Here is a 21,704-nt window from a genome sequence, read left to right as displayed (position 1 = left end):
CCACCCGGGACCTGCGAGTCGGCGGTCAGCGGTTTGCGCGTCGGCTGCGGATGCTCAGGACGATGACGGAGACAAGGAACCAGAAGGCTCCGAAGGCTGAGTACCCGGCGACGGTGGACAGTCCGCTCGTCGCCGAGGCGGACATGGCAGCAAAGTTGAGGCCGGCGAGGACGGACAGTCCGCCGCTGATGATCATGGGCCACTGGGCGCCGACTGTGCGCCGGCGCCGGATCGCTACGACGAGCTGGATCGCTCCGGAGAGCAGGGCCCAGATGCCGAACACGAGGAGGGCCGTGCCGATGGTGGAGAAGACGGCGATGATCATCCCGATGGTGGTGACGAGGCCGAGAGCCACATTGATGGTACTGACGTGGTTCGTGGAGCCGGTGCCGGTGCCGACACCGGCCATGCGACGCTCGAGGAGCGTGGCGATGACGTCCCACAGGGGGTAGATGATGAGGAGCACGGCCGCGATCACTGTGGGCTTGTCCGTCGACACGAGCGAGGCGGAGGTCGTGAAGACGAATGCCACCCAGATCAGGGAGAAGATGACCCGGATCAGGTAGAGCGACCGGAGGCCGGAGGCCGTCGTCGTTGCCGTGGTGGAAGGTTCGATGGTCTGAGTCACGGGTGTCCCTTTGTGATCGCGAGGGTGTGAGGCGGTTGCCCCGCTGATGAGTCTCGGGGGCCTCGAGCAGGGCCGTGTACTTCGAACGAAGTAGTTCTGCCCTTCACATCGATCGAACGAGTTCTGCCGTCTCCACCGATGAGGAGGTGCGCCGTCTACTTCGTTCGAAGTACACGGTCACAGCACGCGTGGACGACAATCAGGTCATGGTCAAGGCGCAGAACACTGAAGACGGGCCTGCGGCACCCCTGTGGATCCACCGCCCCGAGGTGCTGCACCTCGTCGCCTATTCAGTGGCCGCGCTGGTGTTCACCGGTCAGATCGTGGCAGTGGTAGTGAGGGGATCGGACTGGCTGACAGCTCTCTCCGTACTGCTCGCCGGTGGCGGTGTCGCCCTCTCATGGTGGAAGCCGTGGGCAGGACTGGTCGTGACGAGCGCAGCATCCTTCGCCGTCACAGCGGTCGGCCACGACCCCCTGTCGGTGTGGATGATGGCGGTGCTCGTGCTGTTCTCGGTCACCTTCAGGGGAAAACAGCCGCTGGCCGGAACCGCCATCGTGGCGGCGTTCTTCCTGGGCGCCTTCATGACGCTAGGAGGATTCCGTGGCGGCGCGGTCGTAGGCGCCGCCGCCCTCTTCTCGGCCATAGCAGGAGGTGCGACAGGGGGCGCGCTCCGCATCCATAGAGACCACTGGTGGATCCTGGAGGAACGGGCCGAAAACGCCATCGCCACCCGAGAGATCGAAGCCACCCGACGAGTGACCGAAGAACGACTCCGCATCGCCCGAGACCTCCACGACGTCATCGGCCACCAAGTCGCGATGCTGAGCCTGCATCTCGGTGCTGCGGAGATCGGTCTGCCTGAAGACGCCGAATCGTCCCGGCAGGCCCTCGTATCAGCCAGGTCCAGCGCCCGCACCGTCGTCGTCGAGACGCAACGGATCCTCGCGCTCCTCCGCCTCGGAGACGACATCTCCGACGACGAGGCGCTCCGGCCGACCCCGGCGCTCAGCGGCCTGGAAGGGCTCATCGCTTCTTTCGAGAGCATCGGCCTCGACATCCAGCCCTCCATCGACATCCCCACCGGTTTCGTGGAGCCCAGCGTCGGGGTGACGGTCTACCGGGTCGTGCAAGAAGCACTCACGAATGCCTACCGGCATGGAGAAGGGACGGCAACGGTGGATGTGCGCGAGCGCGACGGCAGGATTTGCGTCACTGTGGAGAACCGCGTCGGTCATTCACTCCGCGGCTCCGACTCGGGCAGTGGACTCGGACTCGTGGGGATGCGCGAACGCGTCGAGTCTTCCAGTGGGCGACTGACGATCGACAGGAACGGCGGGCGATTCCGGGTCCGTGCGGAGTTCAGCCCCCTGGGAGCCGTCGTCTGATGACACAGATTCTGATCGTCGACGACCAGGACGACATCAGGGCCGGCATCCGAGCGATGCTTGTGCTCGACCCGAGTCTCGTCGTTGCGGGTGATCTCTCCGATGGACTCCAGGTCGTCCCCTTCCTCCGAGACCACCCCGTCGACCTGGTCCTGATGGACATCCGCATGCCCGGCATCGACGGTGTCGAAGCCACCCGACGGATCCGTAAAGAACACCCACCCGAAAAGGTGCGCGTGATCGTGCTGACCACTTTCGATCAGGACGACATCGTTCTCGCCGCTCTTCGCGCGGGTGCCAACGGTTTCCTGAGCAAGACCGTGAGCCCTGCTGAACTCGTCGCCGGAATCACCGAGGTCGTCGGCGGTGGTGGTGCACTGTCCGCCGCCGCCACGGCCGCGCTCATCGGTCACATGACCGACAGTCCGCCCCCGGTGATCGATCAGGAACTGCTGCGACGATTCGACGCTCTGACACCCAGGGAGCGGGACGTGGTGGTTCTCGTCGCGAGCGGTCTGGGCAACGACGAGATCGCGGCCCAGCTGTCCGTGTCGCCGTTCACCGTGAAGACGCATGCGGTGCGGGCCATGACGAAGGTCGGCGCACGTGATCGCGCACAACTCGTCTCGTTCACCTTCCGGGCCGGCCTCTACCCCTGAGCCTGCTGGGCAGGACCCCGAAACAGCAGCCACAGGCCGGCCAGGCCCATTTCGATACCTTCTTCACCAGCGCATCCCGGCTTGGACGACAAGCCCCCCAAGGTGCCTTGGCGATCTCCACGGGCGACCAGGAAATGGGTCACCCCCGCGACGCCCCGCCGCTGCCAGCTCGGGATGCCGCCACGACCGGGGACTTCACCGGGCCTGAGTAACTTTCGCGTACCCAACACCCTCGATATTCGTGATTCGATCGCCGTGGCACTTGATACGAGCGTTGCAGTCGGGCATTGTGCTTGAAACAAGCGCAGGGCCAGCTGTTTGGCCAGGGGTGAGAGGTGCTTCATGGACGACATCGATCGGGCCATCCTGCGGGAGCTGCAGGTCGACGGCCGGATTCCCTATGCAGATCTGGGACCGAAGGTGGGATTGTCGCCCTCGGCTGCGAGGCTCCGGCTGCAGCGGATGATCGACGCCAAGGCCGTCCAGGTCGTCGGGGTGACCGATCCGATGACGATGGGCCAGCAGGCGATGGCGCTCCTGGGTCTGCGTGTCGACGGCGATCCCCGGGCGGTGGCCGATGAGCTGTCCCGGCATGACGAGGTCGTGTACACGGTCCTGACGTCCGGTGGCTTCGATCTGTTCGCGGAGGTCGTGTGCGCTCAGCCCCGTGATCTTCTGGACTTCATCAACGATGTCGTGCGACCCGTCGAGGGTGTCGCGTCCGTGGAGAACTTCCCCTACTTCGCGATCCACACCCACCGTTTCCTGTGGCACGTCGACTGAGGGCACCGGAGCGTCCCAGCCCAGCCCGCCCGTACCAGCCAAGGAACTCCGCATGTCGCACGACGAGCACCGCACCATCGACTTCTTCACCGAGGACGCCCTTCCCGCACCGCGGGTGACGACGGCCGACGCCGAGCGCATCGCCGCTCAGCACCTTGGGTTCGACGCACACGCACAAGCGCTGGGAAGCCAGCAGGACGCCAACTTCCTGCTGCGCGACGGGAACGGGGCGGACCTGGCCGTTCTGAAGATCGCCAACCCCGCCTTCGGCGCTGTGGAGATCGAAGCCCAGGACGCTGCCGCCGACCTGGTCTCCTCGGCGCACCCGGAACTGCGCGTCGCCACCGTCCTGCGGCGTCCCGACGGTTCCCCGCGTCGTGCGGCGGTGGACACCGAGAGCGGGCCGGCCGTCGCAAGACTGCTGCGGCATCTGCCCGGCGGGACGCTCTCGGGACCCCGGCACCTCTCCCCCAGCACCATGGCGGCCATGGGCACGATCGCCGGAAAAGTCAGCACCGCGCTGCGGGACTTCCGGCACCCGGGCCTCGATCGTGTACTCCAATGGGACCTGCGGTACGCCGACCGCGTCGTCGCCAAGCTCGCCGGGCACATCGGCGAGCCCGAGCGGCGCGCCGCTGTCCGCGCCGCGACCGCCGAAGCGTGGGCACGCGTCCAGCAGGTCGCCGACGTACTGCCGTCCCAGGCCGTGCACCTGGACCTCACCGACGACAATCTGATCCGTACGCCCGGCAGTCGGCCCCCCATGCCGGACGGCGTCATCGACTTCGGTGACGTGACCACCAGCTGGGCGGTCGGCGAACTCGCCGTGTCGCTCTCCTCGATGCTCCACCACGACGGGGTCGAACCCCACCACGTACTGCCGGCCATCCGCGCCTTCCACACCGTCCGGCCGCTCTCTCCGGAGGAGGCGGAGGCGTTGTGGCCGCTCGTGGTCCTGCGCGCCGCCGGCCTGGTCGTCAGCGGGCGCCACCAAGCTGCCGTCGACGGGGACAACGCCTATGCCAAGGCGGCGCTCGACCGCGAGTGGCGCATATTCGAGCAGGCCACCTGCCTGCCCCTTCCGGTGATGATCCACCTCGTCAAGGACGCGACCGGCCTGGCCGGCGCACCCGCTCGGGCCGATGCACCGCCGCAGCCGCTTCTCCGGGACCTCGCCGCCGCCGACATCGTCCTCGTCGACCTGTCCACCGACGCCGATGCCATGGACGACGGAGCCTGGATCGGCTCCGGCACCGAAACCCGGCTGGTTTCCGCCCCGCTCGCAAACGGCGCGGCTGCGGTCGCCACACGGTATGCCCAGGCGCGACTCACCCGGGCCCCTGCGCTGTCAGCCGTTTCCGCAGCCACGGTGCCCACCGGTATCGACCTGTGGCTCGGTCGGGCCACCGTGGCACAGGCTCCCGCTGCGGGGGAGGTCCTCGTGGCTGACCGGGGCCAGGTCGAGATCGCCCACGGCTCACGGGTGCTGACCCTGTCCTTCCCGCCCACGGTGCGGCCTCTCCTCTCTGTCGGCGCATCGGTCCAGGCGTGTGAGGACATCGCGCACCTCCCCGCCGGAGCCTCGATCCACATCGCGCTGCGTGCCGCTGCCGGCCCCGCGGTCCCTCAGCTGGTACGTCCCGAGTACGCCGCAGGCTGGCTTCCGCTCACCACCGACCCCGCACCGCTCCTCGGCCTCGCGGCCAGCGGCCTCGCCGAGGGGACGGACCTGCTCGACCGGCGCGACGCCGTGTTCGCGACCGTGCAGGAGCACTACTACGCCAACCCTCCCCGTATCGAGCGTGGTTGGCGCCATCATCTCTTGTCCACCGACGGCCGCGCGTACCTCGACATCGTCAACAACGTCACCCCGTTGGGCCACGCCCATCCCCGCGTCGAGCGGGTGGTCTCCCGGCAGCTGCGACGGCTCAACACCAACTCTCGGTTCCACTACGCCTCGGTGGTCGAGTTCACCGAACGCCTCGCCGGCCTCCTGCCCGAACCTCTGGACACGGTGTTCCTGGTCAACTCCGGTTCCGAGGCGGTGGATCTGGGCCTCCGGCTGGCCATCGGCGCCTCCGGACAGCACGATGTCGTCGCACTGCGCGAGGCGTACCACGGCTGGACGTACGCCTCCGACGCGGTCTCCACCTCGCTCCAGGACAACCCGAACGCCCTGGCCACCCGCCCCGGCTGGGTCCACACCGTGGACTCGCCCAACTCCTACCGCGGTCGGCACCGCGGCGCCGACGCCATGCGCTACGGGCCCGAAGCCGCCGCGGTCATCGACGAGCTGGCCGCCGCGGGCCGCCCGGCAGGAGCGTTCATCGGCGAGACTTTCTACGGCAATGCCGGAGGAGTTGCCCTTCCCGACGGCTACCTCGCCCAGGTGTACGCGGCGGTGCGCCGTCACGGCGGCCTCGCCGTCGCCGACGAGGTCCAGGTCGGTTACGGCCGCCTGGGAAACTGGTTCTGGGGCTTCGAGCAGCAGGAGGTCATCCCCGACATCGTGTGTGTGGCCAAGGCGATGGGCAACGGTCACCCCCTCGGTGCCGTCATCACCTCCAAGACGGTCGCCGATCGCTACCGCGAGCAGGGCTACTTCTTCTCCTCCACCGGCGGCAGCCCGGTCTCCAGCGTCGTCGGCCTCACCGTCCTGGACACCCTGCGCGACGAGGACCTCCAGGGCAACGCGGTCCGCGTCGGCGGTCATCTGAAGCGCCGGATGGAGGCACTGGCCGACCGCTACGGCATCATCGGCGCCGTCCACGGCTCGGGCCTCTACCTCGGCCTCGAACTCGTCAGGGACCGCACCACCCTGGAGCCGGCCACCGAAGAGACCGCCGAGCTCTGCGACCGCATGCTCGACCTCGGCGTCATCGTCCAGCCCACCGGAGACCACCTCAACATCCTCAAGATCAAGCCGCCGCTGTGCATCGACACCACCGCCGCGGACTTCTTCGCCGACATGCTCGACCTGGCCCTCGTCCAACTCGGCCACGGCCACACCTGGTGACACCGGGCTCGGCGTCGGCGCTTCGCGCTGCGGCGCCGAGGCGAAGCTCGATCTGCCGGCCGGCGCCCACACCGCCCTCGACCTCGTGCGCCGCGAAAGGCTGCCTTTTCGGCCCGCGCCGACCGCACCGTCGACGGCACGCCTGCCTCCGACAGCCGACATGCAGATCCGACCTTGAGATCCCTTGAGAAGAGAGAAGATGATGGACACCATCGTCGTCGGCGCGGGAATCGCCGGCATCACCGCAGCTCGACTGCTTCACACCGCAGGACAACGTGTGGTCGTGCTTGAGGCGCGAGACCGTGTCGGTGGGCGGATCTGGACGGAACGCACGGCAGGCTTCTCCGTCGACCGTGGCGCCTCATGGATCCATGGCCTCACCGGCAACCCGCTCACGGGACTTGTCACCGCACTCGAGATGGAGACGCGCGAGTTCACGGTCGGGAGTTTCCAGGCCGGCGGGCGGCCCATCGCCGACTTCGACGAATCCCGGCGCCTGCTGGACGACGCGGCGACGCGGCAATGGACCACCGACGTCGACACGGCAGATGACCTGGTCCAGCTGACCGTCGCGGCGTCCGGCCACGACGAGAGTTATGCCACCGCGGCCGAACGCGCCCTCGCCGCGACCGGCTGGGAACCCGATCGCGTCGACCGGGTCCGCGCGTTCTACCGGCATCGCACGGAAGAGCAATGCGGCGCAGACATCGAACAGGTAGCCGCTCACGCACTCGACGAAGACACCATCGACGGCGACGAAGTGATCTTCCCGGGTGGCTACGACGCGCTTCCCCGGGCCCTCGCGGAAGGCCTCGACGTGCGTTTGGGCAGGACCGTGACCGCCATCACCAGGTCCGCTACAGGGGTACGAGTCGACACGCAGGACGAATCGTTCGAGGCCGCCCACGTGATCGTCACAGTGCCGTTGGGCGTGCTCAAAGCAGGGACGATCGAGTTCACGCCCGCGCTGCCCGAAGCCGTTGCGGGACCGATCGCCCGACTCGGAATGGGCGTGTTCAACAAGGTCTTCCTCCAGTTTCCGGACCGGTTCTGGCAGGACGACGTCTACGCGATCCGGCAGCACGGCCGAGCCGGTGTCCCCTGGCATTCCTGGTACGACGTCTCCGTCATCAGCGGCAAGCCGATGCTGCTGACCTTCGCCGGCGGTGCCTGGGGGCGGGAGATCGAGGAGAAGACCGATGAAGAGGTGGTCTCGTCGGTGCTCAGGTCTCTCCGCGAGATCTACGGCGACTCCGTCCCCGAGCCCGTGGCGCACTGGATCACACGCTGGGGCGCCGACCCTCTCGCTCTCGGCTCATACTCCTACGTCGCAGTCGGCTCCTCGCACGACGACCACGATGCGATGGCAGGACCTGTCGACGGCGTTCTCCACTTCGCGGGAGAAGCAACCTACGGGCGTGAACCAGCTACCGTCCACGGCGCGCTCGACTCAGGGCATCGGGCAGCCGAGCGGATCCTCGGTTCTCCGATCTCCCCGGCCGAGCTCACACGGGGCGTGAACGCTTCTAGGTGACGGAGCCGGTGACCTCCGACGTCACCGGCGTCGATCCCGATGTGGGCCTTCCGGCAGCGCGGCCGCCCGAGTGGGTGTGCCTCGCCACTGACTGAGGTCGGCTTACGCAGTGTCATGTCACCTGGTGCGTCGGCGACATGTCGCCCGGGGCGAGGATGGTCAAGATGCCCGCCTCCGCGGGTGACTCGGAGCTGGTACCCACGTAGAGGTGGATGTCGCCCGGCTCCAGGACGAACTCGCCCGTCGGGTCGTTGGACCAGAAGCCGAGGTCCTCGGCGGTGAGGCGGAATCGCACAGTGCGGGTCCGGCCCGAGGAGACAGTGACGCGGCGGAAGGCGCGCAGACGGCGCACCGGCTGGACCAGGCTGGCGACCGGATCGTGGAGGTAGAGCTGGACGACCTCGTCGCCGCTACGGTCGCCCGAGTTGCGTACGGTCACCCAGACGTCAACGGTCGCGCCGTCCGACAAGTCCTGAGTGGTGAGAGTCGAGGAGCCGAGACGAGGGCTGCTGATCTCGAACGTGGTGTAGCTCAGGCCATGGCCGAAGGGGAAGCGCGGGCCGGCCGGCAGGTCGAGGTAGCGCGAGCCGTATCGAGGGGCATGGTCTGCGGAGGTGAGAGGCCGGCCCGTGCTCTCGTGGTTGTAGTGGGCCGGGATCTGCCCCGTGGCACGGGGGAAGGCAGCCGGGAGCTTGCCGCCGGGGTTGACCCTGCCGAAGAGGATGTCGGCCAGGGCACGGCCCCCCTCGATCCCCGGGTGCCAAGCGGCCACTACGGCAGGCGTGTCCTCGACCCAGGCACCGAGCGCGAGCGGACGCCCGCCGGTGAGGACGACGACGAAGGGGCGACCCGTGCGCGCGACAGCCTCGATCAATGCGTCCTGGGCGCCCGGTAGACCGATGTCGCTGCGTGAGCCTCCCTCGCCGCTGAGCTCGGCGGGTTCTCCGGTCACGATCACGGTCACATCGGCCTGCCGGGCCGCCTCGACGGCTTCGGTGATTCCCGCGGTGTCGCTGCCCGTTGCCTCAACTCCCCTGACATAACGGATGTTTGCGCGCCCAGCAGCCTCTCTTATGCCCGCGAACGCGGTGACGGCCGGGAATGCGGTTCCCCCGGGGCCGGCCCAAGCGCCGTTCAGGTCGGTCGAGTCGGCGAAGGGGCCCACCACCGCAAGGGAGCCGAGGCCGTGGGGCAGCGGAAGAAGCGCGTCGTCGTTCTTGAGCAGCACCATGGAGCGGGCAGCGGCGCGCCGGGCCGCCCGGCGGGTGTGCGCGGTCGGACCGCTCAGGGCGGATGGTTCGTCGGTGTAGGGCTGGTCGAACAGGCCCAGGCGGAACTTGAGACGCAGCACGCGCGCCACGGCGTCGTCCAGGCGTTCCGCGGCGATGCGACCGTCGGCCACGAGCCCGGCCCCGTGGTCGGCCAGGCATCTGCTGACCATTTCCATGTCGCAACCGGCGTTCAGGGCGAGGCGGGCCGCCTCCGCACGGTCCGCGGCATACCCGTGTGCGATGAGCTCCTCGACGCCGGTCCAGTCGCTCACCACCACCCCCTCGAAGCCCCAGTCCTGTTTGAGGATGCCGGTCACAGTGCGGGGGTCGGCATGGGCCGGGACGCCGTTGACGGAGTTGAACGCGGCCATGACCGTGGCGACCCCGGCATCCACCGCTGCCCGGAACGGCGGCAGGTGCAGGTTCCTGAGCCGGGACTCGGACAGATCCACGGTGTTGTACTCGCGTCCGCCCTCGATCGCCCCGTAGCCCACGAAGTGCTTGGCGCAGGCGGCCACGTGATGCCCCGGGATGGGGCCGCCGACCGCGCCACTCCCCTGATAGCCGCGCACCTTGGCTTTCGCGAAGACCGAGGCGAGATGGGGGTCTTCGCCGCAGCTCTCCGAGATACGCCCCCAGCGGGGGTCGCGGGTGACGTCGATCATGGGCGAGAACGCCCAGTGGACGCCGTTGGACCGAGCCTCCCGTGCCGAGATCTCACCGTCGACGCGCGCGGTGTCCGGGTCGAAACTCGCCGCCTGGGCAAGGGAGATGGGGAAGGTGGTCCAGAATCCGTGGATGACGTCGAGCCCGAACAAGAGCGGTATGCCGAGCCGGGACTCCTCGACCGCGAGGCGCTGCACGTAGTTGGTACGCCCGGCGCCGTGGAGGTTGAGTACGGAGCCGACTCGGCCCGTGCGGGCCAGCTCCTCGATGAGATCCGCCTGTCCCCGGGTCGGGCCCGTGTCGCCCGTCCAGGCGAGTTGCTGGAGTTGGCCCAGCTTCTCCTCCGGGGTCATCCGGCCGAGGAGCGCGTCGATCTCAGCCGCGTGCAGCGCAGGGGTGTCCATGGTGTCGTCTCCGCGGAGTGTGGGAGGGAGTGCGTGCACAGGGGTCCGCCCAGCGGCACGCGAGCGCGTATGCGTACGCGAAGACCACACACGCGTCGCTGCACAAACGGTGCTACCGCGTGCAGGGGTGAACTGGCCCTGTGCGCCAGGGATATGAGCGATGAACCGGCGTCCTGACGCGCCGCTCCCCCGCTGAGCCACGGACCGTATCCGACAGCTGCGGTCCGCTGTCAACCCCTCCCGGATTCCGGCAACACCACAGACCCGCAGATCACATCAGGGCAGCAGACCGTGGCGGCGTGCGCCGACCACCGCTTCCAGGCGGGTGCGTGCGCCGAGCTTGCGTGTTGCGCTGCGCAGATAGCTCTTCACCGTCTCGACGGTGAGACCGAGTTCCTCCCCGATCTGCGGGTTGGTCCAGCCGAGGGCCACACAGGCGAGGACGTCCAACTCCCGAGTGGACAAGGCCGGAAGGCTCGACGCCTCGGCGTGGGTGCCCTGCGCGGGTGCCAGCTTGGCGCAGACCGCTTCGATGCGTTCGCGGACGGCGCGGTCGCTGATGCTCTGGGCCAGGATCCGCAGTTCGGCGAACGCCTCGCGGACGGTGGCCTCCTCGCCGCTGGATCCGGCGCGCCTGCCGCCTCGGTCGGGGCCGTCGGGCTGGTCCAGACGGTCGAGACGGTGAGCGATCTCGTCACGTACGGCCAGGTTCTGCTCCAGCTCCTTGGCCTCGTCGACGACGGACTGGATGATCCGGTCGCCGAGCGGCTCGGCGCTGCGCACGGCGCCGTACAGCACCCCTCGCACTTCGCGGCGTACCACCACGGGAACGGCGACCATGGCGCGCAGGTGCTCGGCCTGGATGATGTGGTCGTAGTGGTGGCTGATGCCGGGTGAGGCTACGTAGTCGTTGACCAGGTGGGGGCGGCGCGAGGCGACGACTTTGCCGCCGAGGCCACGGCCGGGATCGAGTACGGCTCCGCGCAGGGCCCCCGCGATCCCCCCGGCGAACTGGGTGAGTTGAACCTGCATGCCGGCATTGACCACACCGCCGAAGGCGAGCGGCAGAGCCGTCGCGGCGCGGAGCCGGGCCAGGGTGCGATGGATGTGCGTCTGATCGTCTGCTGCTGCCAAGCGGTTCACGCGGCCTCCTGAAGTCGCGCCGGTTGAGGGCGGCGAGGCTGGAGCGCCTCCCCTCAGTCGGGGGTATCCGAGCTGTCCACCGCACCGGAAACATCGGGTTAACAGTCGGGCAAGCACCTTGCCCCACGAATCCGGGGAGTCGCAATGCCTCTGCCGCACGAACGCATCGCGCAGCATCTGGCAGCCTTCGCAAGTCCCGATGCCTGCGCCGCGAGGCTCCTGTGCGACCGGCATCCGCCGGACACGGTCGCCCTGACCGTGGTCGAGCCGGATCTCGCCGGCCGGGAGGTCACCTACGGCGAACTCCATGAGCGGTCCGCGAGGCTCGCCGCCGCGCTCCAGGGCCTGGGGATCGGCGCGGGCGACCGGGTCGCGACGCTGATGTCGAAGTCCGCGGACCTGGTCGTTGCCGCCCTCGCCATCTGGCGCCTCGGCGCCGTGCAGGTCCCGTTGTTCACCGCGTTCGCCCGGCCCGCGGTGGCCCTGCGCGTCAACGGCAGCGGCGCAAAGGCCGTGATCTGCGATCCGGCGCAGCGCGCCAAACTCGATCCGGGAGACGGAATTTCGGCCCGGCTCGCCCTGAACGTCATCACCACGGGCCCGGCGTACGGCACCGATCTGTCCTTCACCGAGCTGCTCACCGCGGCCCCGCTGCCGCAGCCGGTGGCGGTCGGCGGCGACGGGGTGTTCGTGGAACTGTTCACCTCGGGCACCACCGGCGCCCCGAAGGCCGTGCCGATTCCGCTGCGGGCCATCGCCGCGATGGCGGCGTACCAGGAGTTCGGCCTGGACCACCGGGCGCACGACGTGTTCTGGAACGCCGCCGATCCCGGGTGGGCGTACGGCCTGTACTACGCGGTCGTGGGGCCGCTCGCGCTCGGACGCTCCAGCCTGCTGCTGCACGGTGGGTTCTCGCCGGAGCTGACCTGGTCGGTCCTCGAGAAGTTCGGCGTCACCAACTTCACGGCGGGGCCCACCGTGTACCGCTCGCTGCGCGCCGGCGACGTGTCCCCACCGCAAGGACTCGCCCTGCGCTGCTGCTCGTCGGCCGGTGAGCCGCTGGGCGCGGATGTCGTGGAGTGGGCCGGCCGGACCCTCGGGGTGCCGGTGCGCGATCACTACGGGCAGACCGAGCTCGGGATGGCGGCGGCCAACGGCTGGCATCCGGAGGTGAGTTCGCCGCTGCGTCCCGGTTCCATGGGCCGGGCCCTGCCGGGCTGGCGGCTCGAAGTGCTGCGGCCGGACGCCGACGAGGTGGCCTCCCCGGATGAGACCGGACGGCTCGCCGTCGACTGCGCGGCCAGCGAACTGATGTGGTTCACCGGGTACCGGGACGCACCGGAGCGCACCGCCGAGCGCTTCACCGAAGACGGCCGCTGGTACCTCACCGGCGACAGCGCCGCCAAGGCCGCCGACGGCCACATCACCTTCGCGTCGCGCGACGACGACGTCATTCTCATGGCGGGCTATCGCATCGGCCCGTACGAGGTGGAGTCCGTCCTCGAAGAACATGCCGCCGTCGCCGCGGCCGCCGTGGTCGGCGCACCGGACGGACTTCGCGGCGAGGTCGTGGTCGCCCACGTCGTCCTGCGCGACGGTGTCGAGCCGGGCGACGCGCTCGCCGGTGAACTCAAGCAGCACGTCAAGACGCGGCTGGCCGCGCACGTGTACCCCCGCCGGATCCACTTCGTCGGCGACCTGCCGCGTACGCCGAGCGGCAAGCTGCAGCGCTACCTCTTGCGCACCGGCGGGCAGCCGTAAATCGCCGGCCGTGTGCCGGCCCAACTCCCCCTGTTTCGAACTTCATTACTGTCCCCCAGTCCCTGTCCCCAGGAGGCAACGATGCCCCGCATAGGACGACGCTCCTTCCTCATCGGCGCCACGGCCACGGTCGGCGCCGTCACTCTCGGCCGAACCCCGGCACAGGCACAGACACCGGCACACGCAAAGACACACGCGAAGGCACAAGCCACGATCGGCGACGCGCGCGTCGTCGCCGAGGACCGGATCGACGCCAGAACACTGGACCTGACCATCGACTCCCCCTCCCTCGCCGACCCCGCCGCCAAGGTCCGCCTCCTGCTGCCGCAGGGCTGGACGCCGAACCCCACCCGCACCTGGCCCGTGCTGTACCTGCTGCACGGCGCGGGTGACGACTACACCTCGTGGACGCGCTCCACCGACGTCACCACGCTCACCCAGGACACAGGGGTGCTCGTCGTCATGCCCACGGGCGGCAGAGCGGGCTTCTACTCGGACTGGTGGAACCACGGCGTCGACGGCCCACCCCGGTGGGAGAACTTCCACCTCGTGGAACTGCTCCGCATCCTCGAGACCGGCTACGGCGCCGGGCCGCAGCGCGCCATCGCCGGCCTGTCCATGGGCGGCCTCGGCACGATGGCGTACGCGGCCCGCCACCCCGGCCTGTTCCGTGCCGCCGCCTCCTTCAGTGGCGTCGTCTACCCCACCTACACCGGCCCGCACGACCCGAGCCCCTTCGACGGTCCCGCGCTGGTCCAGGGGACAGTGCAGCTGGAGGGGTACGACCCGGACGCGCTGTGGGGCGATCCGGCGGTCGACCCGGGGAGGTGGGCGGCGCACAGTCCCGCCGATCTCGCGTTCGCCCTGAAGGACATCCCGCTGTTCGTGTCCAGCGGGAACGGTCAGCCCGGCCCCTTCGAGCCGCCCGGAACGCCCGCGGACCCCAACATCGAACCCCTCATGGAAATCATGGGCAAGGCGTTCGTGGAACGACTGCAGCAGGCAGGGGCGCACGTCACCACCGACTTCTACGGGCCCGGTATCCACAACTGGCCCTATTGGGAACGCGAGTTGCACCGTTCGTACGCCCTCCTCATGAACGCGATCGCCGCGTGACCTGACTCCCGCGCCGCCGCGAGGGCGCGTTCCGCGGGCCCGACCTGACACGGGCCCGCGGAACCCGCCGAGTGCCACACCATCCCCGATGCGCCCCTGCGAAAGGCACTGATGGACGAGCTCCCCCTTCCCCCGCCGTCGACCGGCACCGAAGAGCGCCACCACGATGTCACCGTCTACCGCGACGTACGCATCCCCACCGACGACGACGGCCTCACGCTCTCCGGCGACCTGTTCCTGCCCGAGGGCGCGGACCCCGCCCCCTTGCTGCTGACCGTGCTCCCCTACCGCCGTGATGTCACCGCGCTCTCGGGCTCGGCGGCGTTCCGCTTCTTCGCGTCGCGCGGCTACCCCTCGCTCCTGCTGGACCTGCGGGGCCTCGGTTCGTCCGACGGCCGGCGGCGCCCGCCCTTCGATCCGGGTGAGGCGGACGACGCCCTCGCCGCGATCGACTGGGCCGTACGACAGCCCTGGTGCGACGGCACCGTCGGCATGTGGGGCGGCTCGTACGGCGGGATGACGACGATGCGCACCGCTGCCCTGCGCCCCGCCGCGCTCCGCGCGATCGTCGTGCTGGAGTCCACCACCGATCCGGGCCGCGACTTCGTCAGCCCCGGCGGTGCCCGCGGTGCCCTCGGTCCGCTCGGCATCTGGTCGATGACCATGCTCCTTGGTCAACTCCTGCCCCCACTGGACGACTTCGCCGACCCGATGGAGCAGTCGCGCTGGCGGCACCGGATGCGCACCGAGCCCCACCTGCTCGACCTCTTCCGGACCGGATCCGATCGGGCCATGTGGGAGCGGGGCCGCATCGACGCTGCCGCCATCGAGGTTCCCGCCCTGTGCTTCGCGGGCTGGCGCGACCTGTTCTGCGAGGGCACGCTCGCCGCGTACGAGGAGATGGCCGGGCCCAAACGGCTCGTCGCGGGCCCGTGGCTGCACACCATGCCGGGCGAGTCCCCGCACGCCCCAGTCGACTTCCTCCAGCTCGCCCTCACCTGGTGGGACCGGTGGCTGCGGGACGAGCCGAACGACGCGGACAAGGCGGCCCCGGTGAGCGTCCACGTTCAAGGTGAGAGGCCGCGCTGGCTCGGTCTCCCCCACTGGCCACCGGGTACGACCACAGATCCCGGGTGTGACCTCGCCGCGTGGCAGCGCACCGAACCGGTGTCGTCACCGGATCCGGCGACCGGGGCACTCAGCGGCCTGTGGGCAGTTCCGGCCGGGCCGTTCGGGCTGCCCCTGGACCAGCACGAGGACGACAGCCACTCCGTGTGTCTGACCTCGCCGCCGCTCGGGGAGCCGGTTCTGCTGTGCGGGCGCCCGCGGGTGACCGTGACCGGGGCGTGGTCGCGCTACTCGGTGAAACTCGCCGACGTCGATCCCGCGGGGCGCTCCACCCTCATCTGCGCGGGGCTGGAGGCAACCGGTGGGGCCAGTGCCACGTTCGCGCTCGCGCCGACCTCGTACGAGGTCCCCCGAGGTCACCGGCTGCGCGTGGTCATCGCTCCCGGGGACTTCCCCCGCGTGTGGCCGCAGGAGCACGAGAGTGACGAACTGCCGGACGTGGCCGAGCTGTCGCTTCCCGTCATCCCGCCCGGAACTGCGGCGCACGCCGAACAGATCGAGCTTCCGGAGCCGGACCTGGACGCCCTGATGGCGTTGCTTCCAGTACCTGTTGAAGTGCCGTCCGAATCGCCGGGCGCGACGCCGCCCGTATGGGAGATCGCCAACGATGTGCTGGGCGGCACCGTTTCGGTCCGTATCAAGGCGAGTGACGACGGCGCCGCCATCCGGCACACGCACGGCCGAGCCCACCGCATGCACGGCACGCAGGAGACCGTCGCCACGGCACACCGCACCAGCCCCGGCCAGTCCACGATCGCTCTCACCGCCGACGGGACGGTGCACGCCGAGACCGGCGAGCGCGTCACCGTCCAGGCGAGCATCACCGCCACCGCCGCATCGGCGCAGGCCACCGGGCGGGTCACCGTCGACGGCACCGTAGTGCTCGACCGGACGTGGCAGGCGTGAACCGCACCGCACCACCGAACCCCGGAAAGGTTCCCCGACCATGAGCGACACCGACACCATTCCCATGCCGCCGCCACGCGGCGCGATCTCACGGCGGCATTTCACCGCCGGCTCCGCGCTCCTCGCCTCAGGCTTCTCCCTCACCGCCTGCCAGACCAACTCGGCGTCAAGCAAGAACAGTTCGACGTCCACCTTGCGCATCGGCCAGTTCTGGCCGCCGGCCAGCCTCGACCCGGCCAAAGGCGGCGGGGAGTCCCTGTTCTACATCAACCCGGCCTACGACCCGCTGATCCACCGGGCGCCGGACGGCAGCCTCAAGCCCCGCCTCGCCACCTCCTGGAGATACCTCGGCCGCGGCAACACGGCCTTCGAGATCATCCTGCGCAAGGGTGTGGCCTTCAGCGACGGCGCTCCGCTCAACGCCGACGCCGTGCGCAAGAACATCTCGTACTTCCAGAAGGCGGCCGGGCAGGCGGCCGCCTTCCTCGCGCCCGTCTCCCAGGTGGACACCGTCGACGAACACACCGTGCACCTCGCACTTTCCCAGCCGCACCCGCAGCTGCCCGCCCTGTTCACCCAGGACTACTTCGCCGGCAACCTGATCAGCCCGAAGGCGCTCGCCGACCCCCGGGGACTCTCCGCCCGGACCTTCGGCGCGGGCCCCTATACCCTTGCCCCCGCCCAGAGCGTGAGCGGCGACCACTACACCTACGTCCCCAACCCTACGTACTGGAACACGGAGGACCGCCGCTACTCGAAGGTCGTCATCAAGGTCCTGCCCAACGAGAACACCGCCCTGGCCGCGCTCAAGACCGGCCAGGTCGACGTGATCTCCGGCAGCTACGCCATCGCGGGCGGCGCCCACCGGGCGGGGATGCGCATCGACTCGAGCCCCAACATCATCATGGGGCTCCAACTCAACGACCGCGCAGGCACGTTGTGCCGTCCCCTCGGCGACGTACGCGTCCGCCAGGCCCTCAACTACGCGGTCGACCGGGCAAGGATCACGAAGGCGCTGCTCGGTTCGTACGGAGTGGCGACCGACCAGCCCGCCGTACCGGGCCAGGACGGCCACAACGACACCGTCTTCTACCCGCACGACCCGGACAAGGCACGGCAACTGCTCGCCCGGTCGGGCCACTCGGACGGCTTCACCCTGCCCGTCGTCGTCCCCTCGGCCCCTGCCTTCCCCGGCGAGATCGCCCAGGCCGTGGCCGCCGACCTGGAGAAGATCGGCGTCACTCTCAAAATCACCGCCAAGGAGGCGACCGCGGCCGCCCAGGTGATCACCAAGTTCCCGGCAAGCACCATGGGTTGGGGCGCGCTGCCGGTCTACTTCATGGGGCGCGGACTGTGGCTGCGCGAGGCGGTCGGCATGAACCCCTTCCACAGCTCCGACGCACAGGTGCAGAAGCTCGACCGGCAAGCCGCCGCAGCCGACGGCGCGACGCGAGCGGGCCTGGACCGGGACATCGTCCGGCGCGTCACGGAACAGGCCTGGTTCCTGCCGGTGTGCCTCAGCCCGGTGTTCCTCTTCTCCCTGGACACCGTGGACATCGGCACGCAAGAGGGCAAACCCTTCCCCAGCCCGGTCGACTGGCGACCGGCGAAGTAGCCGGACGCCGACCCCCATGCTGCGCCTGCTCGCACGCCGCCTCCTGATCTCCGCCGCCTTGGTCCTCGTGGTCTCCCTCATTGCCTTCCTGCTGCAGTCGGCAACGCCGGGCGACACGGCCCGCACCATCCTCGGCGACCACTACAGCCCCGCGGCCCACCGCCAACTACGCCATCAACTCGGCCTGGACACACCCTTGTTGACGCAGTACGCGCACTGGCTCAGGCACGCCCTGACCGGCGACCTCGGCACGTCACCCGTCAGTGGGCTCGACGTCGGCGCCGAGATCACGGGCCGCCTTCCCGTGACGCTCTCCCTGGTCCTGTGCACCACGGCCGCCACCACCTTGCTGGGCGTCGGTCTTGGGGTGCTCAGCGCGGTACGCGGCGGGCGCATCGGCCGCGCCGTCGACGTCATCTCGCTCCTCGGCTACGCGCTGCCGGGGTTCTGGCTCGCTCTGATCCTCGTCTCCCTGTTCTCGGTGGCCCTGCCGGTGTTCCCGGCCACCGGCTACGTCCCGTTCACGGACTCCACCGCCGCCTGGGCCCGCGGCCTCGTCCTGCCCGTCACGACCCTGGCCCTGCCCGGACTCGCGGTGTTCGCGAAACAGACCAGGGACGCGATGCTCGACGCGCTCTCCCGCGACTACATCACCGCGCTGCGCGCCGGCGGCGCTTCGGAGACGTCCGTCATCTGGCGGCACGCCCTGCGCAACGCCGCGCTCCCCGTGGTCACGCTCGTGGGCCTCACCTTCGTCGGACTGCTCAGCGGCACCGTCTTCGTCGAGGCCGTGTTCGCCATGCCGGGCCTCGGTTCCCTCGCCGTCCAGGCCACCACTCAGCACGACATTCCCGTGATCCAGGGGGTGGTCGTCGTCTTCACCCTGATCGTCGTGGTCGTCAATCTCACCGTCGACCTCGCCTACGGCCGGCTCAACCCGAAGGTGCGTGTGCCATGACAGATCCCGTCCCGGTGCCTCGCCGGCGGCGTCCACGACTGCCCGCACTGCTGCGGCGCCCCGTCGCCTGCGCAGCGCTCGGCTACCTGACCCTGCTCATCGCGGCTGCGCTGCTCGCCCCGTGGCTCGCGCCGTACGGACCGCGGGCGACCGACCTCGGCCACGTGCTGTCAGGGCCGAGCCCCGAGCACGTGCTCGGCACCGACAACCTGGGACGGGACGTACTGAGCCGGCTCCTGTACGGCGGCCGCACCAGCCTCCTCGACGCCGCCGTGGCGATCGTGACGGTCCTGGTCGTGGGCGCGGGCAGCGGCATGACGGCCGGGTTCCTCGGCGGGTGGGTCGACCGGGTCTTCACCTGGGTCGTGGACGTCATGCTCGCCATCCCGGTCCTGGTCACCCTCCTTGTCGTCCTCGCGGTTGTCGGCGGCCACCCCGTGGCGGCGATGTGCGCACTCGGTGTCCTGGTGGCCCCGGGTCTGGCCCGCGTGGTGCGCGGTTCGACACTCGCCGTTCGTGAGGAGTTGTACGTGGCGGCTGCGCGCGTCAGCGGTCTGGCGCGGCGGCACATCCTGCTGCGTCATGTGCTGCCCCGCGTCACGGGCACGGTCGTCGTACAGATCTCCCTGTTCGCGGGCGGCGCCCTGATGATCGACGCAGGCCTTGCCTACCTGGGCTTCGGCGCCGGTCCTCCTGCTCCGACCTGGGGCAACATGATCGCGGACGCGGCCGCGGTGACCGACCGCCAGCCGTGGCTCCTGGTACCGCCCGGCCTCGTCCTGGGCCTCGCCATCCTGGCCTGCGGCCTGCTGGGCGACGCCGTACGCGACACCTCCGCACAGCGCACCACGAGGGTCACGAACGGACGAGCCGCCTGCGCCACACTCCCCAAGCCCACGGCACCCCCTCCTCAACACGCCACATCCACAAGCGCGTTGCTTTCCCTACGAGGCGTCTCGGTCGCCCTTCCCGGACCGAACGGCATGACGACCGTCGTCGAGGATGTCGGCCTCGACGTCGAACCCGGCGAGACGGTCGGCCTCATCGGCGAATCCGGCTGTGGGAAGTCCATCACCGGCCGGGCCGTCCTCGGGCTGCTGCCCGGCGCGGGCCGCGTCGTCCAAGGCGGCATCGTCTTCGACGGCACCGATCTGACAGCCTCCGGACCGTCGGCCGTACGCGCACTGCGCGGTACCCGGATCGGTCTCATCTCGCAGACACCCCAGGCCTCCCTCGACCCGATGTTCCCGGTCGGCCGGCAGGTCGCCGAGCTGATCCGCCGACACCACGGCGGCACCCGCAAGGCCGCCGCCGCCCACGCCCTCGATCTGCTGCGGCAGGTGCACCTGCCGGAGCCGCACCGCGTCGCCGCACGCCATCCGCACGAGTTGTCGGGCGGCATGGCCCAGCGCGTCGCCATCGCCATGGCCCTGGCCGGCGGACCCGACCTGCTCATCGCCGACGAACCCACCACCGCCCTCGACGCGACGGTGCAGGCCGACATCCTCGATCTACTACGCCAGTTGCAGCGCCGGCACGGCCTGGCCATCCTCCTCATCAGCCACGACTGGAACGTGATCGCCGCGATGTGCCGCCGCACCTACGTCATGTACGCGGGCCACATCGTCGAGTCGGCGCCCACCACCGACCTGTTCAGCCACCCTTCGCACCCCTACACGGCCGGCCTGCTCGCCTCCGCACCCCGCCACACGGCTCCCGGCCAAACGCTGCCGGCGATCCACGGCACGGTCCCCGCCCCCGCCGACTGGCCGCAGGGCTGTCACTTCGCCCCGCGCTGCGAACTCGCCGTCCCCGACTGCACGGTGGGGCGCATCCCGCTCGCCGAACCTGCCGACGGCCGCCGGACCCGCTGCCTCAGACACCACGAGTTGACCCCCGGAGACCGACGTGACCACACCGCTTCTGGATGTCCATGACCTGCAGGTCACCTACCGGGAACGCCGCCGCGGCACCGCCAGGACCGCGGTCAGGGGCGTGAGTTTCCACCTCGACGAGGGCCAGACCCTCGGCCTGCTCGGCGAGTCGGGCTCCGGCAAGTCCACCATCGGCAACTCGGTCCTGGGCCTCGTCCGCCCCACAGCCGGAAGCATCCGCTTTCGAGGAGAGGACATCACGTACGCGACACCCGCCCGCCGACGCCAACTCGCCCACCGCATCCAGGTGGTCTTCCAGGACCCCTACGGCTCCCTCAACCCGTCGCGCACCATCGGCCAGACCCTCACAGAGCCGCTGTATCTGACCCGCCCGCTCACTCGCGCCGAGGCCACGGCGCGCGCCGGCCGAACCCTCGTCCGCATCGGCCTGCCCGCGGACGCCGCCGACCGCTACCCGGCCGCCTTCTCCGGCGGTCAGCGCCAGCGGATCGCGATCGCCAGGGCACTCGTCCTGCAGCCGGACCTCATCATCTGCGACGAGCCCACCAGCGCCCTCGACCTGTCCGTGCAGGCCCACATCCTCAATCTCCTGCTCACGCTCCAACAGGACCTGGGTATCGCGTACTTGTTCATCTCACACGACATCGACGTGGTCCGGCACATGGCCCACCGCGCCGCGGTCCTGCGGGGCGGAGCCCTGGTCGAACAGGGCCCTGCCGCGCAGACCCTCACCCGGCCCACCCACCCGTACACGCGCGCGCTCCTGGCAGCGACATAGCCACACGACCGACCCGCGCCTCTACCAGACCCCCATCCGTCCACCACGAAGGAAT

The 21,704-nt window shown here is 69.8% G+C and carries 15 protein-coding genes; 12 read left to right on the top strand and 3 right to left on the bottom strand.

Annotation, left to right across the window (positions count from 1 at the left end; all coding sequences use genetic code 11):
* Window positions 1–25: 25 nt before the first annotated feature.
* Window positions 26–628: a DUF308 domain-containing protein gene (locus ACWIGU_RS42450; RefSeq protein WP_454407225.1), complete on the bottom strand. Its 603-nt coding sequence runs from the start codon at window positions 626–628 to the stop codon at window positions 26–28.
* A 188-nt stretch (window positions 629–816) separates the two neighbouring features.
* On the opposite strand from ACWIGU_RS42450, the gene ACWIGU_RS42445 reads away from it, so the two are divergent.
* From ACWIGU_RS42445 to ACWIGU_RS42425, 5 genes are all read left to right on the top strand, one after another.
* The gene (locus ACWIGU_RS42445; RefSeq protein ID WP_454407224.1) at window positions 817–2,016 is read left to right on the top strand and encodes a sensor histidine kinase; all 1,200 of its coding nucleotides are present in this window, start codon (window positions 817–819) and stop codon (window positions 2,014–2,016) included.
* A complete protein-coding gene (locus tag ACWIGU_RS42440; protein WP_454407223.1) occupies window positions 2,016–2,675 on the top strand; it encodes a response regulator transcription factor in 660 nt (219 codons plus the stop codon). The genes ACWIGU_RS42445 and ACWIGU_RS42440 overlap by 1 nt, the downstream gene beginning before the upstream one ends.
* A 342-nt stretch (window positions 2,676–3,017) precedes the next feature.
* On the top strand, window positions 3,018–3,458 hold the full coding sequence (locus tag ACWIGU_RS42435; protein WP_356284224.1) for an Lrp/AsnC family transcriptional regulator: 441 nt from the start codon (window positions 3,018–3,020) through the stop codon (window positions 3,456–3,458).
* Between the two features lie 52 nt (window positions 3,459–3,510).
* A complete protein-coding gene (locus tag ACWIGU_RS42430; RefSeq protein WP_454407222.1) occupies window positions 3,511–6,474 on the top strand; it encodes an aminotransferase in 2,964 nt (987 codons plus the stop codon).
* Window positions 6,475–6,673: 199 nt separating this feature from the next.
* Window positions 6,674–8,008 (top strand): flavin monoamine oxidase family protein, encoded by a 1,335-nt coding sequence (locus tag ACWIGU_RS42425; RefSeq protein WP_454407221.1) that lies wholly within the window; start codon window positions 6,674–6,676, stop codon window positions 8,006–8,008.
* A 112-nt stretch (window positions 8,009–8,120) separates the two neighbouring features.
* On the opposite strand, the gene bglX is transcribed toward ACWIGU_RS42425, so the two are convergent.
* Together bglX and ACWIGU_RS42415 are read right to left on the bottom strand one after the other, a co-directional pair.
* The gene (gene bglX / locus ACWIGU_RS42420) at window positions 8,121–10,349 is read right to left on the bottom strand and encodes a beta-glucosidase BglX (RefSeq protein WP_454407220.1); all 2,229 of its coding nucleotides are present in this window, start codon (window positions 10,347–10,349) and stop codon (window positions 8,121–8,123) included.
* A gap of 276 nt (window positions 10,350–10,625) precedes the next feature.
* Window positions 10,626–11,492, bottom strand: coding sequence for a response regulator transcription factor (locus ACWIGU_RS42415; RefSeq protein WP_454407219.1), 867 nt, complete (start codon window positions 11,490–11,492; stop codon window positions 10,626–10,628).
* A gap of 144 nt (window positions 11,493–11,636) precedes the next feature.
* Here ACWIGU_RS42415 and ACWIGU_RS42410 point away from each other — a divergent pair, with 144 nt between their 5' ends.
* The 7 genes from ACWIGU_RS42410 to ACWIGU_RS42380 all read left to right on the top strand — a co-directional run bounded on the left by ACWIGU_RS42410 (window position 11,637) and on the right by ACWIGU_RS42380 (window position 21,649).
* Window positions 11,637–13,253, top strand: coding sequence for an AMP-binding protein (locus ACWIGU_RS42410; protein ID WP_454407217.1), 1,617 nt, complete (start codon window positions 11,637–11,639; stop codon window positions 13,251–13,253).
* 81 nt (window positions 13,254–13,334) lie between these two features.
* Window positions 13,335–14,369 (top strand): alpha/beta hydrolase, encoded by a 1,035-nt coding sequence (locus tag ACWIGU_RS42405; RefSeq protein WP_454407216.1) that lies wholly within the window; start codon window positions 13,335–13,337, stop codon window positions 14,367–14,369.
* Between the two features lie 111 nt (window positions 14,370–14,480).
* Window positions 14,481–16,403, top strand: a complete 1,923-nt coding sequence (locus tag ACWIGU_RS42400; protein ID WP_454407215.1) for a CocE/NonD family hydrolase — start codon at window positions 14,481–14,483, stop codon at window positions 16,401–16,403.
* 40 nt (window positions 16,404–16,443) lie between these two features.
* Window positions 16,444–18,018, top strand: coding sequence for an ABC transporter substrate-binding protein (locus tag ACWIGU_RS42395; RefSeq protein ID WP_454407213.1), 1,575 nt, complete (start codon window positions 16,444–16,446; stop codon window positions 18,016–18,018).
* 16 nt (window positions 18,019–18,034) lie between these two features.
* On the top strand, window positions 18,035–18,976 hold the full coding sequence (locus tag ACWIGU_RS42390; RefSeq protein WP_454407211.1) for an ABC transporter permease: 942 nt from the start codon (window positions 18,035–18,037) through the stop codon (window positions 18,974–18,976).
* Window positions 18,973–20,913 carry a dipeptide/oligopeptide/nickel ABC transporter permease/ATP-binding protein gene (locus tag ACWIGU_RS42385; RefSeq protein ID WP_454407210.1) on the top strand — a complete coding sequence of 647 codons (1,941 nt, stop codon included), beginning with the start codon at window positions 18,973–18,975 and terminating at the stop codon, window positions 20,911–20,913. The genes ACWIGU_RS42390 and ACWIGU_RS42385 overlap by 4 nt, the downstream gene beginning before the upstream one ends.
* Window positions 20,885–21,649 carry an ATP-binding cassette domain-containing protein gene (locus ACWIGU_RS42380; RefSeq protein WP_454407209.1) on the top strand — a complete coding sequence of 255 codons (765 nt, stop codon included), beginning with the start codon at window positions 20,885–20,887 and terminating at the stop codon, window positions 21,647–21,649. Before ACWIGU_RS42385 ends, ACWIGU_RS42380 begins: the two co-directional genes overlap by 29 nt.
* Window positions 21,650–21,704 lie beyond the last annotated feature (55 nt).

Source organism: Streptomyces sp. NPDC055400, assembly GCF_053644375.1.
Note: the sequence above shows the minus strand (reverse complement) of the source record. Positions and strands in the feature narration are given on the sequence as shown.

Bases quoted from the DNA above. Each gene is read 5' to 3' on its own strand.
- ACWIGU_RS42440 (WP_454407223.1), top strand. From the start codon at position 2,016: ATGACACAGATTCTGATCGTCGACGACCAGGACGACATCAGGGCCGGC.
- ACWIGU_RS42435 (WP_356284224.1), top strand. From the start codon at position 3,018: ATGGACGACATCGATCGGGCCATCCTGCGGGAGCTGCAGGTCGACGGC.
- ACWIGU_RS42430 (WP_454407222.1), top strand. From the start codon at position 3,511: ATGTCGCACGACGAGCACCGCACCATCGACTTCTTCACCGAGGACGCC.
- ACWIGU_RS42425 (WP_454407221.1), top strand. From the start codon at position 6,674: ATGATGGACACCATCGTCGTCGGCGCGGGAATCGCCGGCATCACCGCA.
- bglX (WP_454407220.1), bottom strand. From the start codon at position 10,349: ATGGACACCCCTGCGCTGCACGCGGCTGAGATCGACGCGCTCCTCGGC.
- ACWIGU_RS42410 (WP_454407217.1), top strand. From the start codon at position 11,637: ATGCCTCTGCCGCACGAACGCATCGCGCAGCATCTGGCAGCCTTCGCA.
- ACWIGU_RS42405 (WP_454407216.1), top strand. From the start codon at position 13,335: ATGCCCCGCATAGGACGACGCTCCTTCCTCATCGGCGCCACGGCCACG.
- ACWIGU_RS42400 (WP_454407215.1), top strand. From the start codon at position 14,481: ATGGACGAGCTCCCCCTTCCCCCGCCGTCGACCGGCACCGAAGAGCGC.
- ACWIGU_RS42395 (WP_454407213.1), top strand. From the start codon at position 16,444: ATGAGCGACACCGACACCATTCCCATGCCGCCGCCACGCGGCGCGATC.
- ACWIGU_RS42390 (WP_454407211.1), top strand. From the start codon at position 18,035: ATGCTGCGCCTGCTCGCACGCCGCCTCCTGATCTCCGCCGCCTTGGTC.
- ACWIGU_RS42385 (WP_454407210.1), top strand. From the start codon at position 18,973: ATGACAGATCCCGTCCCGGTGCCTCGCCGGCGGCGTCCACGACTGCCC.